Origin of the sequence: Streptomyces synnematoformans (assembly GCF_039531005.1) — a bacterium.
GTDB classification, from domain to species: domain Bacteria; phylum Actinomycetota; class Actinomycetes; order Streptomycetales; family Streptomycetaceae; genus Streptomyces; species Streptomyces synnematoformans.
This window is the reverse complement of sequence record NZ_BAAAPF010000193.1, coordinates 1-14,074: the sequence shown is the minus strand read 5'-3', so window position 1 is coordinate 14,074 and position 14,074 is coordinate 1. Positions and strand designations below refer to the sequence as shown.

Sequence of the window (14,074 nt, the reverse complement as noted above, 5' to 3'; positions counted from 1 at the left end):
CGCCGGGCGGGCCGGGCGCTGGCGCGGCTGTGCCGGGTGCAGCCGGCGTACGTGACGGTGGTGGTGGCCGGGGCGGGCGGGGCGGGCGGTGCGGACGGCGGCGGGACCGCGGGTGCCGCCGGGGGCGGTGCGGACGGCCCGTACCCGCGGCTCGTGCCCGGCTACGAGCCGGGCGTCTGGCAGCAGTTGGAGAAGGCCGACGTGCTCCGCCTCACCTGGTTCCGCACCGAGCCGGGCCGGCGGCTGGTCATCGGCGCCGACTCCGGCTGCGACGTCGAGTTCTGGCACCGCGACGCCGCCGGCGACCGGCTCCTCGCCCCGCGCCCCGGCCGCGTCGCCGACAGCGTCCCGGCCGGCGCCCCCACCGTGAAGCTGGCCGACCGCGGCTCCTGGGGCTGCGGCCGGCTCACGCTGCGCACCCGCGCGGAGTTCGCGCGCCCGCTGCCCGACGACGTCACGTACCCGATCGACGCCGTCTACACCTGGGCGGACGCCGAACTGCGCTACGCGCTGCGCTCCCTGGCCACGTACGCGCCCTGGATCCGCCACGTCCACCTGCTCACCGACGCCGGCGCCCCGCCGTGGCTGGACACCGCCCACCCCGGGCTCACCGTCGTCGGGCACCGCGAGGTCTTCGCGGACCCCACCGCGCTGCCGACGGCCAACCCGCGTGCCGTCGAGGGCCAACTGCACCACATCGACGGCCTCGCCGAGCACTTCCTCTACTTCGGCGACCACCTCTTCCTCGGCTCCGAGGCCGTCCCGGAGGACTTCTTCGCCGCCGACGGCCGCACCCGCTTCTTCCCTGCGGCCGCACACGAGCCGCGGCTGCCGCACGCCGTGCACGCCCCGCACGCGCTGCGGCGCAGCGTGCTCGCCGAGATCGAGCGGGAGTTCGCCCACCGGCACGCGGCCACCACCGCCCACCGCGTCCCGCACCGCGACGACCTGGCGATCCCCTCCTCGCTGTACCACCACTACGCCGCCCACACCGGCCGCGCGGTCGCCGCGACCCTCCGCCACGCGGACGTCGACCCGCCCGCGGGCGACACGGAGGCCGCCCGGCGGGAGCTGCTGGCGGCACGGGACCGGGCGGTGATCCGGACCGGCGGCGGGCCGGAGCCGGCCCGGGCGTTCCTGGAGGCGTACTTCCCGGTGCCGAGCGCGTACGAGCTGCCGGGCTGAGGGCGGTGGCGGCGCCGTTCGGCGGGTGCCGCGTAGCCGCTACGGAACCGGGGCGCGCGGTGCCTCGCGGGGCACCGGGGGCCGGGCGGACGCCCGGGGGCGGGGTGCCCGGGCGGGGGGCGGTCGGTGGCCGGACAGCGCCGCGGAGAGCGGCAACTGCTCGTGCAGCGTCGCGCACAGCAGCGCCACCGGCGCAAGCGCGAGCAGCCCGTAGAGCAGCGCCGGCCCCGGTTCGGCCGCCGTCGTACCGGCCGCCGTCGCCAGCGCGCCGGCCGCCGCGCCGATGCCGCCGTGCACCGCGTGCGCCCGGAGCACCTCCCGTACCCGCACCAGCCCGCAGCGTCCCCAGCGCGCCAGCTGCAGCGCGTGCCCGGCGGCCGGGCCCGCGGCGGCGGCGCAGGCGAGCAGCGGCAGGGCGTGGCCGGAGCCGCGCCACGGGATGACGAGGGCCAGGGCGGCGGCGGTGACGAGGAGCACGACCAGGTGGGTGCCGAGGAGTTCGCGGCGCCGGCCGCGGGCGAGGTCGAGGGAGCAGCCGGCGGAGTACACGAGCTGCAGCGCCGCTGCGGCGCACAGCCACGGCACGAGCGCCGTCGCGGACTCCCAGCCGGGGCCGAGGAGCAGCGTGAGCGCGGCCGGCCCGACACCGGCGGCGGCGCCGAACCCGGCGAAGGCGACGGAAGAGGCGCCGGTGACGGCGAGCCGGGCGGTGGGACCGTCGACACGGGAGACGCGGGAGACGCGGGGCACCCGGCGGGCACGGTCCGGCGGGTGCCCAGGCCCCGGGCGCGCGCCCGTTCCCCGGCCCCGCCCCACGTCCCGGCCCGGGCCCCGGCCGGCACCGGCGCCCCGGACCCGGACATGGACCAGCAGCGAACGCACCTCCCGGCCCTGACCGTGATACGGAACGTGCTCCCGCCCCGTACCCCGCTCCAGCATCCGCGCGAACACGCCCACCGCCACCTCGCACAGCACCGCCGCCCGCGAGTACACCCCCGCCGCGCCCGGCCCCAGCAGCCGGCAGACCGCCCACAGCGGGGCCCCCGCGGCGACCAGCCGCAGCAGCCCGTACCCGGCCGCGAACCGCGAGACGCGGACCAGCGCCGCGGCCCGTACCGGAGGGCCGTCCGGCAGCGGCGTACGGAGCAGGAGCAGCCCCGCGGCGCCGAGCGTCAGCGCGGCGGACGCCGGCAGCACGGCGGCCAGCCCGAGGGGGTTGACGCCGGCGGCGAGCAGCAGCACGCCGGTCGCGGCGCCGCCCGCCTGGCCGCCGGTGTCCGTCAGCACGGCGGCGCGGGCGCGCCCGGCGCGGTGGAGTGCGGCGAGGGCGGCCTCGGCCGTGGGGTGGCAGAGGAAGGAGCAGGCGAGGACGCGGAGGAGGGGGGTGGTGTCGGGGGTGTGGAGGAGCAGGCCGGGCAGCGGGGCGGCGGTCTGCGCAACGGCGAAGCCGGTGAGCCCGGTGAGCGCGGCGAGCCGGAGTGCGGCGTGGGCGGTCGGCCGGGTCAGCCGCTCGGTGCGGTGCAGGGAGGCGGCGATGCCGGTGGCCGCAAGGTGGGCGAGGAGGTGGACGGCGGTGAGGGCGACGGCGTAGGCGCCGAGCGCGGCGGGAGAGACGTGGCGGGCGGCGTAGGCGAGGCAGCCGAGCTGGAGCAGCAGGCCGAAGACGGCGCTCCCGTAGCGCCAGCCGGCCGCCGCGTTCCCGCGGGGCGGTGCCGCGTCCGGCCTCTGCCCCGTACGCGACCCGGTGGCCGCCCCCGCTTCGTCCCCGCGCCCCGCCCGCCGCAGCCGCCGACCCCACTCCCGCCCCCGCGACCCCGCACGCACCACCCCGCCCCGGGCCGCCCATACCCGCGTCAGCAGCCCCGCCCGCGCCGACCGCCTCATCCCGCCGCCTCCACCGCCCCCACCGGTGCCGTCCCCGCTCATCGCTTCGCCCCCTGCCGCAGCTCCTGTTCCTGCCGCCTCGGCTGCGCCTGCCGCCCCTGCCGCCACCTCCGCGGCAGCCGCGGCCGCGGCGGGCGGCGGTCCGGCAGCGGGTGCGGCGCGTTCCAGCCGCGCGGGAACGGCTCGCCCGGCGGCACCAGGAGGTTCTCCTCCTTGCCGCACTCCAGCACCGCCCGCAGCCACGCGCGCTGCGTCGCGTAGAAGTCGTCCGTCAGCGGCTCCGGCGCGAACAGCCAGTCCCGGCACTGCCCCTGCACGTGCGCGCGGTAGCTCTCCGCGTCGTGCGGGCGCCACGGCGTCTCCGGGTGGATGAGGTGCAGCCCGTACCCCAGCGCCGTCAGCACGCGCAGCGCCGCCGCCATCGCGCCCCGGTCCGTGCCGGGCAGCACCTCGCAGACGAGCCACGGCCGGTGCGCGCGCAGCACCCGGTGCGCGCCCGCGAGGACCTCGGGCTCGTGCGTCTCGACGTCGATCTTGATCAGGAACGGCGCGTGCCCGTGCCGCTCCGCGAAGTCGTCGACCGTGCCCACCGGCACCCGCACCGACTCCGCGTGCGCGCGGTGCCCGGGGTTGAGGGAGTTGGAGCTCTCCGCCTTCAGCGACAGGTACAGCTCCGCCGTGCGGCTGCGGTCGGAGAGCGCCATCTGCCGCACGTCGAAGTCCAGTCCGTTGCCGTCGCGCAGGGCGCGGCACAGCCCCGCCGTGTGCGGGGTCGGCTCGAAGGCGACGGTCTGCAGCCGCTTGCCGCCGTGCACCAGGTCGACGAGGGCCGCGTAGAGCCCGATGTGCGCGCCGACGTCGTAGACCGCCGCGTGCGGCGGCGCGTACTGCGCGAGCGTCAGCAGCGTCGCCTGTGTCAGCGGTTCGTAGCCGGCGAGGCCCGCGCGGCGCAGCTGGCGCTGGACCGCGGTCTCCTTGCGGCTGAGCACGTTGAGCGCGCGCGGGTACGTGCCGGCGCCGGGCGGCGCGGCCGGGTTCACCGGCGTACGGACGGCCAGGGGCATGGCCTGTTCACCTTCCTGACGGGCTGTCGGGCGGGCTCTCGGGCGGGTTCGCGGACACGCTCTCCGCCGGGCCGGGGAACGACCTCTCGAACGGGCCGGGGCCGGGGAAGTACGCCTGGAGGAACGGCCGTACGAGCGTGAGCTGCCCGGTCAGGTCGTCGGCGCCGGAGAGCGTGTCGTTGAGGCAGAAGACGTTCCGGTCGCGGCGGCGCAGGAGCCGCTGCAGCCGGGCGGCGACGTCCGGGTGGGCGAGGTCGAAGTAGTCGTACGGGATCTGCCCGGGGACCGCGCGGCCGGTGCCGGCCGCGTAGTAGTGGTGGAACGCGGACGGGATGCTCAGGTCGGTGGCGCTGCGGAAGCGGCTCGCCGCGGTCTGCCGGTGCCGCTCCGGGAAGCGCTCCTCGATCTCGGCGAGCGTGCTGCGGCGCAGGGCGTGCGGCGTGTGCTTCATCTTCTGCGTGACGTACGTGCCGAACCTCTCTTGCAGCAGCGCCCTGTTGTTCTTTCCCGCGAGCGACACCGGCACGTCGTCCGCGTCCGGCGGCCCGGCGGGCAGCAGCGCGCGGGACGGGAAGTAGCGGGTGATGCCGCTGGGCAGGAAGAAGCGGTCGGGCAGGATCGGCGCGCCGAGGAAGACGTCGTCGTTGAAGTAGAGGAAGTGCTCGGCCAGGCCGTCGATGTGATGCAGCTGGCTTTCGATGGCGTGGGAGTTGAACGTCGGCAGGACGCCGGGGTCGGAGAAGATGTCGCGGTGGTCGACGACGGTGAGGCGGGGGTGGCCGGTGTCGAGCCAGTCGGGCACCTGGTCGTCGGTGACGAGGTAGACGTGCCGGATCCAGGGGGCGTAGAGGTGCAGTGAGCGGAGCGAGTAGCGCAGCTCGTCGCGGTTGAGGTAGCGGGCGTCGTTGGCGGCCTGGGCGTGGTACGGGACGCCGCCCGCGGCGGCGCGGCGGCGGCGCCAGGCGGGGTCGGCGCCGTCGACCCAGGTGTAGACGGCGTCGACGGGGAAGGGCAGGTCGTCGGGGAGCGGGACGGTCAGCTCGGGGCGGGTGCGGACGTCGGGGGCGCGGCCGAGGGAGTCGGCGAGTACGAAGCGGGTGAAGAGGTGGCCGGGGGCGGTGACGCGGGTGCCGTCGCGCGGTACGGACTCGACGACGCGGTTGAAGCGGGGGGCGACCAGCCGGGTGCCGCCCGGCGCGCCGCGCCCGCCGCTCGCGGGGGTGCTCTCGCCGTCCGGCTCCTCCGCCCAGAACTCCACGTCGCAGCCGTAGCCGGCGCCCAGCAGCGTGTGCCCGTCGCGGTCGGTGTAGTAGCAGCTGAACCGGACGACCGCCGTCCCGGCGAGCGCCTCCCACGCCGCGGGGTCGGACGCCGGACGTACCCGCCGCTCGGGGCGCCTGCGGCGGTCGGCGTGGGAGACGTGGCCGGGGTGCTCGGCGCACAGGGCGGTGAGGGCGGCGACGGCGCGGGCGCGCTCGGGCGCGGGGACGGCGACGGCGCTGGAGACGCTGCCGTAGCCGCGGACGGCGAAGTACTCGACGCCCGCGGCGTCGAGGGCGCCGGTGACCAGCAGGAGGTTCTCGTTGCGGGCGCGCAGCGGCGTGGGGGAGTCGAGCACGACGGCGAGCCGCGTCTGGCCGCGGTGGTGGACGGCCCGGCGGTCGGGGCGGTCGAGCTGTCCGGTGGCGCGCAGCGCGCGCAGCGCCGCCCGCTGCCCCGGCTCGGGGACCCGCCGGGAGACGGCGCCGAGCGCACGCTGCACCCGGTGGCGGGTGGCGGGGGTGGCGGCGGCGCCGACGAGCGCGCGCACGCGGTGCGGCACCGCGCGCCGGTAGCGGCTGACGAGCCACGGCTGCCCCGGCTGCGCGCCGTTGGCGTCGACGGCGTACGGGGGGTGGGGGGTGGGCGGCGCGGACGGGCCGGGCCGCACCGGCTCCGGGCGGGGGCGGCCGGCCCCGGCGACGGGGGACGCCGGCGGCGGGGCTGCCGGTCGCTCGCTGCGGGTCTGTGTCATCCGTACCTCCGGCTTCTGTACGTGCGGTGTTCGATGCCCGGCTCCGGTGCTTGCGGCTTCGGTGTCCCTGGCTTCCGTGCTTGCGGCTCCGGTGCCTCCGGCCTCCGTGCTCCCGGCTTCCGTGCTTGCGGCTCCCGTGCCTCCGGCTTCCGGCCTCCGTTCCGTCGTCGGCTTCCGCCCCTCCGTCATTCGCCGTGCGTCACCGCACTTCCCGCCGGCCGGGGCAGCGCACGCGCCGCGGCGCCGGCCGGCGGCGGCCTGCGCCCGGACACCGGCGGACGGTCGACCTGGCCGAGGAAGACGTGCCGGACGACGCGCTCGGCGGCGTGCCCGTCGTCGTACGGGCAGAAGCGCCGCCGGAAGGCGGCGAGCAGCGCCGCGGCGGCGGGGGCGGCGTGGGCACCGGAGGCGAGGGCGTCGGCGACCTCGTCGGCGGTGCGGCAGACGAGGCCGGGCGGCTCTGCGGTGACGTCGAAGTACGTGCCGCGCGCCAGCCGGTACGCCTCCCAGTCGGCGGCGTGGAGGACGATGGGGCGGCCGAGCAGGGCGTAGTCGAACATCACGGAGGAGTAGTCCGTGAGCAGCGCGTCCGAGGCCAGGCACAGCTCGGTGAGCGAGGGGTGCGCGGTGACGTCGAGCACCCCGGCGGGCGGCGCGGCGGCGGGTGCGGCGTCGTGGAAGTAGTGCGCGCGGGCGAGCAGGACCACGTGCGCGCCGCGCTCGCGCAGCGCGCGGGCGAGGGCGCCGGGGTCGAGCGGCGGGACGTGGCCGGGGAGGTAGTCGCGGTGGGTGGGGGCGTACAGGACGGCGGTGGCGCCCTCGGGGATGCCGAGCCGGGCGCGCAGCCGGGCGCGCGCGGCGGGGCCGGGGGGCGCGCCGGCGAGCGCGTCGTTGCGCGGGTAGCCGTACTCCAGGGTGGTGTGGTCGGCGGGGTAGGCGCGGCTCCAGGCCAGGGTGGAGTGGCGGTTGGCGGAGAGGCTGTAGTCCCAGCGGTCGACGCGGGTCATCAGCGCCTCGAAGTCCATGCCCGCGGCGGCCGCCGGGTGGTCGGCGAGGTCCAGTCCCATCTTCTTCAGCGGCGTGCCGTGGTGGGTCTGCACGTGGATCTGGCCGCGGCGCTTGACCACGTGCTGCGGGAAGTTGACGTTGTTGACGAGGTACGTGGCGCGCGCCAGGGCGCGGTGGCAGGCGCGTGAGCCGGGGCGCAGCACCCGTACGCCGGGCGGCACGGTGTGCGCGTACGCGGGGCGGGCGATCCACGCGGTGGCGAGGCCGGGGACCAGCTCGCGCGCGGCGGCTTCGAGCGCGGCGGGGTTGCAGGAGTAGCCGCGGTACCAGTACGCGGCGAAGACCGCCAGGTGCGGGTCGAGGGGCAGGCGGAGCTGGAGGCGGTAGTAGAGCCGGCCGCAGCCGGCGCGGGCACGGCGGGCGGCGCGGGCGGTGCGGTCGTGGGCGCGGGCGAGGAGGCGGGCCTCGGCACCGAGCAGCTGGAACGCCCGCCGGGTGCCGAGCCGCACGAGCAGGTGCCGGGTCCGGACCCGTACGCCGCCGCCGGCCCGTACGCCCACCGCGGCCCCCGATGCGGACCCCGCCGCAGCCCCCGCCGCAGCCGCGGACGCCGGCGCCGCCCCCGACGCGCGCGGCGCCCCCGACGCGCCCGGCGCCCCCGGCGACCGCGCGTACCGCAGGTACTGCGCCCGGGCCCGGCGGAAGAACTCCGCGCGCTTGTGCCGCGGCACCCGCCCGCCCTTGTTGAAGATCGCCGTCAGGTGGTCCACCATCCGCACGGACAGCACCGGCCGCCAGCGCTCCAGCCGCCGCGCGGTCAGGAACGCGAACACCCGGTCGTACTGTTCGAAGACGTCGAGGTGCTGCTCGCTCGGCGTGCCGAGGATGTTCCCGGACCGCCGCTGCCGGTAGTGCACGCACACCCGGTCCAGCACCGCGATCCGCCGCGCGGACAGCAGCGCGGGGTACGTCCAGGGGGTGTCCTCGTAGTAGCCCGGCGGGAAGCTGAGGCCCTGGGCGGTGACGAAGTCCCGCCGGTACGCCTTGTTCCACACCACCGTCAGCAGCCGCAGCAGCTCCGGCCGCTCCTCCAGCCGGAAGACCTGCGGCTCGCGCTCGGCGAGGAGATCGGCGCGTACGTTGCGCGTGTGGCGGCCGTGCCAGTAGGTGCGGGCGTAGTCGTAGACGAGGACGTCGGGGTCGGCGGTGGCGTCCAGCCGGTCGGCGACGGCCTGCAGCGCGCCGGGGGCGAGGGTGTCGTCGCCGTCGAGGAAGAGGACGTAGTCGCCGGTGGCGCGGTCGAGGCCGGCGTTGCGGGCGCGGCCGAGGCCGACGTTGGCGGTGAGGTGGACGGCGGTCAGCCGCGGGTCGCGGGCGGCGGCGTCGTCGGCGACCTCGCCGCAGAGGTCGGGGGAGCAGTCGTCGACGGCGATGACCTCCACGTCCGTGAAGGACTGGGAGAGCACGGACTCCAGGCACTCGTCGAGGTATGCCTGGACCCTGTACGCGGGGACGATGACGCTGAACCGGGGCACGGACACATCCCTGGGCGGGCGGCAGGACAGTCCGCTGGTCGGAATGTCCTTATTTCTGGTATCCGCCACCGTAGCGGCGCCGCCACGCGCCCGGTCGTACGACAGTACGGCCGCCCGGGTGATCTCCCCGGACGGCCGTATCGGCGCGGTGCGTGCGTACCTACTTCACGGCGCCCGCCATCACGCCCGAGACGAACTGCCGCTGGAAGGCGAAGAAGACGACCAGCGGGATGATCATCGAGATGAACGCGCCGGACGCGATCAGCTCGATGTTGCTGTCGAACTGCCGCGTCTGCTGTTGCACCGCCACCGTCAGCGGCGGCTTGCCCGGGTCGGCGAAGACCAGGGCCACCAGCATGTCGTTCCACACCCACAGGAACTGGAAGATGCCCAGCGCCGCGATCGCCGGCCCGCCCAGCGGCATCACGACGCGGAAGAACAGCCGCAGCTCACCCGCACCGTCGATGCGTGCCGCCTCCAGCAGCTCCCGCGGGATCTCGGCGAAGAAGTTCCGCAGCAGGAAGATGGCGAAGGGCAACCCGAACGCGGTGTGGAAGAGCACCACGCCCGTGATCGTGTGGAACAGGTTCAGGTCCCGGTACAGCGACGCGACCGGGATCAGCGCCACCTGCACCGGCACCACCAGCAGGCACACCACCGCCAGGAACACCCAGTCCCGGCCGGGGAAGTCCATCCACGCGAAGGCGTAGCCCGCCAGCGCGCCGATGACCACCACCAGCAGCGTGGACGGCACCGTGATCCAGACGGTCGTCGGCAGCGCGCCCATCACGTCCTCGTTGCCGAAGAGCGTGTCGTACGTGTCCGTGGTCAGCTGCCCCGGATCGCCGAAGACCTTCCACCAGCCGGTCGTCGCGATGTCCGCCGGGTCGCGGAACGACGACAGCAGCAGCCCCACCGTCGGGGTCAGCCACAGGAACGCCACGATCACGAGGAACGCCCGGACCGCGCCGCCGCCCGCGTACCGGCCGACGCGGGAGGCGAGCGACTCCTTCGCCGGCGACTCGTCCTTCGCCTCCCGCGGTTCCGGCTTCGGTGCGGTCTCCGCCGCTGCTGCGGTGGTCATCGGCCGGACTCCTTTCGCAGGCGGCGGATATTGAAGATCATCACGGGGAGGACGAGGAGCAGCAGCACGACGGAGATCGCGCTGCCCGTGCCCAGGTCCGGGTCGCTGCCCGCGAACGCCTGCTGGAACAGCTCGACGGCCAGCACGTTGCCGTCCTCCAGCCGGGCGCTCGGCACGATGATGTAGACGAGGTCGAAGATCTTCAGCACGTTGATCATCAGCGTGACGAGCACGACCGCGAGCACCGGCGCCAGCACCGGCACCGTGATGCGCCGGAACACCTGCCACTCGTTCGCGCCGTCCACCCGCGCCGCCTCCATCAGCTCGCGCGGCACCGACGCCAGCCCCGCGGCGATCAGCACCATCGCGAACCCGGCCCACATCCACACGTACGCCGCGATCACCGCCGGCGTCACCAGCGACGGCCCGAGCCAGTCGACCCCGCCGTACGCCTCCGCGAAGTTCGACGCGGGCAGCCGGAGCTGGGCGCCGTCGGCGGCGGCGGGGAGCGTGAACGTGCCGTCGGCGGCCGTGGTGGCCGAGGCGACGACCTCGCCGCCCTTGACCGCCTCGACCTTGATGCCCGGCAGCGCCTTCTCGCCGCTGTCCACGGCGTCCGGCTCGCCGCCGCCGCCGGGCTTGAAGTCCAGCCACACCGTGCCGTTGATCCCGTCGCCGCCGGCCCGCGGCTCGGCCGCCGGCTGCTCGCCCGCGACGTCCTGCGGCTTCACCGCGACCAGCGGCAGCAGCGCCGGCTGCCCGGCGCCGACCGTGGCGCCGGACGTGAACGGGCCCTCGGCCGGCCCCTTCAGATCGCTGGCGGGGCGGGGGCGGGCGCCCGGCCAGGGCGCCGGGTCGCTGAAGGTGTCGTGGATCGTCGTCCACGCGGCGTTCGCGGCGCCGCGCTCCGGGTCGTTCTGGTAGACGAGGCTGAAGATCACGCCCGCCGCCAGCATCGAGATCGCCATCGGCATGAAGACGACCATCTTGAACGCCGTGCCCCACCGCACCTTCTCGGTGAGGACGGCGAAGATCAGCCCCAGCGCCGTGCAGACCGCGGGCGCCACGAGCACCCAGATCAGGTTGTTGCGCAGCGCGGTGCGGATGCGGTCGTCGCGGAACAGGCCGGTGTAGTTGTCCAGGCCGACGAAGTCGTCACCGGAGACGTCGAACAGGCTGCGGTAGACCGAGTACCCGATCGGATACAGCACCAGGGCGCCGAGCAGGACCACGGCCGGCAGCAGGAACCACACCGCCAGCGAGGGGCTCGTCCGCACCACCGACCGGCGCGGCCGGCCCGGTCCGGCCGGCTTCCCCGGCACCGTGCTGACCGGCGGATCGAAGGGGGCGGGTGCGGCGGAGTCCGCCGCACCCCCCGACGAGGTCGACATCAGGGTCTCCTCGCTCCGTCCGTCAGCTCTTGTACGCCGCGGCCGCGGCCTTTTCGAGGTCCTGCTGCGCGCCCTCGACGTCCTTCGGGTCGGCCAGGAAGTCCTGCAGCGCCTTCCACTCGCCCTTGCCCGCGGTGCCGCCGAAGTCGGCGGGCGCCTGGTCGGACATGTCGAAGCGGAAGTCGTCGCCGGCGTCGACGAGCGCCTGGGCGATCTCGCGCTGCACGTCGTTCGGGTACGCGGCCATGTCCATGTTCTTGTTCGGCGAGATGAAGCCGCCCGGCTCCGCCCACGCCTGCGCAGCCTCGGTGGAGGCCAGGTACGTCAGCAGCGCCTGCGCGCCCTTCGAACCGCTGAGCGTCACGGCCGCGTCGCCGCCGGTGACCACCGGCGAGTCCGAGCCGACCGCCGGGAACGGGAAGACCTTCGCGTCCTCGCCGACCTTCGCGTCGGTCTCGTTCACGAACGCGCCGACGAAGTCGGCCTCGAAGACCATGGCGGCCTTCGGGTTCTCCAGGTCGGCGAACGGGGCGGTCGCCGAGTCCGGGAACGCCATCTTCGTCGCCTTCTTCGCGCCGCCCGCGATCAGCGTGTCGTTGCCGAACAGCTCGCCGAGGGTGGTCAGCGCGTCCTTCACCGACTCGTCGGTCCACGGGATCTCGTGCGCCGCGAGCTGGTCGTACTTCTCCGGGCCCGCCTGGGAGAGGTAGATGTTCTCGAACCAGTCGGTGAGCGTCCAGCCGTCCGCGCCGCCCACCGCCACCGGCGGCACGCCGGAGTCGGAGACGAGCTGCGCGGTGTCCAGGAAGCCCTGCCAGTCCGCCGGCTCCTGCGCGCCCGCGTTCTCGAAGGCCGCGGTGTTGTACCAGACCAGCGACTTGTTGGCGGCCTTGCAGTACACCCCGTACTGCTCGCCGTCCACCGCGCCCAGGTCCTGCCAGCCCGGCGAGAAGTTCTTGGCCAGCTCCTTCTTCGCGGCGGCGTTCAGGGGCTTGGCCCACCCCTCCTTGACGAACTCCTGCAGCACGCCCACCTGCGGCGCGAACACGACGTCCGGCGGCTTGCCGCCGGCGACCTGGGTACGGACGAAGGACGCGACGTTGTCGCCGGTCGGCACGTACTCCACGGTGGCGCCGGTCTGCTCCTCGAAGCCGTCGATGACCTTCTCGAAGTTCTCCTGCTCGGGCCCCGTCCACACGGCGCCGACGCGCAGCGACTCGCCGTCCAGCTTCGGCAGCGCGACGCCGGCACCGGACTTGTCCGCCTTCCCGCCGTCACCGCCGTTGTCGTCGCCGTCGTCGCCGCACCCGGCGGCGGTCACGGCGAACGCACCCGCGGCGACGATCGCCACCGCGGTCCGCACGACTCTCACGTGCTGCAGTGTCTGCAGCGAACTGCGCATCCCAGCCTCCCCAGGAACGCGGGGCAGATGGGGTTGTCCCGAGCCGGCGCAGACCTGCCCCGCAAGGTCTGCGCCGTGTACCGGTGCGAATTGCTGTGGAGTATGTCCTACGCCCGGACCGGCGGCCCTGCAAGAGCACTTCTCGCGCAAACCCCGCCAACGGCCGTTTCGTGACCGCTCCGTGACTGGGAAGAGGCGGAATGTGAGGCCGTACGGTGTGGGGTTGAGGCCGGCCGAGGGCGAAAAACGGCTGCTGACGGGGGAGTTGGGGCGGGCGCGACGGGCGCGGGCGCGGAGCCGGTGGTGCGCGGCGGCCGCCGGAGGGAGGCGCGGGGCAGCGGGTTGACGGCGGACGCGGGCGGTGGTGGGGGATGGCAGATTGTTGCCGGGGGGATGGGTGGGGCGGATGGTGTGAGTGGGGCGTAGCGGGTGCGCCGCGGGGGCCGGGGGCGCCGTACCCGCGCGAACCGGCCTCCCCCGGCGCCCTAGAGTGAAATATCCATTTATGGGCAATTCTGCCGGTATGTTATAGGCGCTTCCCGTATTCGGATGATCGGCTTTCCCGGCAGATGGGTTCGTTATGCGATGGTCCAGTGGAACGGTGGCGGTCGTCGGCCTCGGCTACGTCGGCCTGCCCACCGCGCTCGCCCTGCTCGCCGCCGGGGCCCCGGTCGTCGGCGTCGACAGCGACCCGCGCCGGCTGGAGGCCGTCCGGCGCGGCCGGGTGGACCTGCTCCCCGACGAGCGGCGCCGCCTCGGCGGGCCGTCCTTCACGCTCACCGCCGACCCCGCCCGGCTGGCCGGCGCGGACGCCGTCGTCATCTGCGTCCCCACGCCCGTCGACGCCCGCCGGCGGCCCGAGCCCACGGCGCTGCGGGCCGCCTGCGCCGCGGCCGTGGCCCGCGCCCACCGCGGCCAGACCCTCGTCCTGGTGTCCACCAGCTGGGTCGGCACCACCCGCGAGCTGCTGCTACGGCCGCTCGAAGCCCGCGGACTCCGTCCCGGCCAGGACGTCTTCGTCGCCTGCGCCCCCGAGCGCATCGACCCGGGCAACGCCGCCCACCCCCAGCACACCGTCCGGCGTGTCGTCGGCGGCGTCAGCCCGGAGTGCGCCCGCCGGGCCGCCGCGTACGTCGAGCCCGTCGCCGCCGGAATCCACGTCGTCGGCTCGCCCGAGGCCGCCGAGCTGACCAAGCTCCTGGAGAATACCTTCCGGGCCGTCAACATCGCCCTCGCCAACGAGTTCGCCGCCATCGCCGGCCACCTCGGCCTCGACGCCGCGGAGATCGTGGACGCCGCCGCCACCAAGCCCTACGGCTTCCTGCCCTTCCAGCCGGGCCCGGGGGCCGGCGGCCACTGCATTCCCTGCGACCCCCACTACCTGCTGTGGCGGCTGCGCGGCGAGCGGGTGCCGGCGCCGGTGACCGAGACCGCGATGGCCGCGCTCGCCGCCCGGCCGCACACCGTCGCCCGCCGGGCCCTGGACCTGCTCGCCGGGCGCGGCGCC

At 75.6% G+C, this 14,074-nt stretch carries 9 protein-coding genes; 2 read left to right on the top strand and 7 right to left on the bottom strand.

Features of this window, described 5'->3' with window-relative positions; translation table 11 throughout:
- Positions 1–1,185 (top strand): stealth conserved region 3 domain-containing protein (locus ABD317_RS24390; protein WP_344292052.1); only part of this gene is annotated, 1,185 nt, incomplete at its 5' end.
- A gap of 39 nt (positions 1,186–1,224) precedes the next feature.
- Here the strand turns inward: ABD317_RS24390 and ABD317_RS24385 are convergent.
- The 7 genes from ABD317_RS24385 to ABD317_RS24355 form a co-directional block, all read right to left on the bottom strand.
- Complete coding sequence (locus ABD317_RS24385; protein ID WP_344292051.1) at positions 1,225–3,069, bottom strand: lipopolysaccharide biosynthesis protein; 1,845 nt, start codon at positions 3,067–3,069, stop codon at positions 1,225–1,227.
- A gap of 38 nt (positions 3,070–3,107) precedes the next feature.
- Complete coding sequence (locus tag ABD317_RS24380; RefSeq protein WP_344292050.1) at positions 3,108–4,133, bottom strand: FkbM family methyltransferase; 1,026 nt, start codon at positions 4,131–4,133, stop codon at positions 3,108–3,110.
- A 7-nt stretch (positions 4,134–4,140) separates the two neighbouring features.
- Positions 4,141–6,147: a stealth conserved region 3 domain-containing protein gene (locus ABD317_RS24375; RefSeq protein WP_344292049.1), complete on the bottom strand. Its 2,007-nt coding sequence runs from the start codon at positions 6,145–6,147 to the stop codon at positions 4,141–4,143.
- Between the two features lie 185 nt (positions 6,148–6,332).
- Positions 6,333–8,696, bottom strand: a complete 2,364-nt coding sequence (locus ABD317_RS24370; protein ID WP_344292048.1) for a bifunctional glycosyltransferase/CDP-glycerol:glycerophosphate glycerophosphotransferase — start codon at positions 8,694–8,696, stop codon at positions 6,333–6,335.
- 154 nt (positions 8,697–8,850) lie between these two features.
- Positions 8,851–9,774: an ABC transporter permease subunit gene (locus tag ABD317_RS24365; protein WP_027754394.1), complete on the bottom strand. Its 924-nt coding sequence runs from the start codon at positions 9,772–9,774 to the stop codon at positions 8,851–8,853.
- On the bottom strand, positions 9,771–11,165 hold the full coding sequence (locus tag ABD317_RS24360; RefSeq protein ID WP_344292047.1) for a carbohydrate ABC transporter permease: 1,395 nt from the start codon (positions 11,163–11,165) through the stop codon (positions 9,771–9,773). The genes ABD317_RS24365 and ABD317_RS24360 overlap by 4 nt, the downstream gene beginning before the upstream one ends.
- 22 nt (positions 11,166–11,187) lie before the next feature.
- A complete protein-coding gene (locus tag ABD317_RS24355) occupies positions 11,188–12,567 on the bottom strand; it encodes an ABC transporter substrate-binding protein (RefSeq protein ID WP_344292046.1) in 1,380 nt (459 codons plus the stop codon).
- Positions 12,568–13,168: 601 nt separating this feature from the next.
- Between ABD317_RS24355 and ABD317_RS24350 the strand changes: the two genes are divergently transcribed.
- Positions 13,169–14,074: nucleotide sugar dehydrogenase (locus ABD317_RS24350; protein WP_344292045.1), on the top strand; the 906-nt coding region annotated here is incomplete at its 3' end.

What these genes read in the sequence shown, in the direction of transcription:
- ABD317_RS24375 (WP_344292049.1), bottom strand. Translation starts at nt 6,147, where the DNA reads ATGACACAGACCCGCAGCGAGCGACCGGCAGCCCCGCCGCCGGCGTCC.
- ABD317_RS24365 (WP_027754394.1), bottom strand. Translation starts at nt 9,774, where the DNA reads ATGACCACCGCAGCAGCGGCGGAGACCGCACCGAAGCCGGAACCGCGG.
- ABD317_RS24380 (WP_344292050.1), bottom strand. Translation starts at nt 4,133, where the DNA reads ATGCCCCTGGCCGTCCGTACGCCGGTGAACCCGGCCGCGCCGCCCGGC.
- ABD317_RS24385 (WP_344292051.1), bottom strand. Translation starts at nt 3,069, where the DNA reads ATGAGGCGGTCGGCGCGGGCGGGGCTGCTGACGCGGGTATGGGCGGCC.
- ABD317_RS24355 (WP_344292046.1), bottom strand. Translation starts at nt 12,567, where the DNA reads ATGCGCAGTTCGCTGCAGACACTGCAGCACGTGAGAGTCGTGCGGACC.
- ABD317_RS24360 (WP_344292047.1), bottom strand. Translation starts at nt 11,165, where the DNA reads ATGTCGACCTCGTCGGGGGGTGCGGCGGACTCCGCCGCACCCGCCCCC.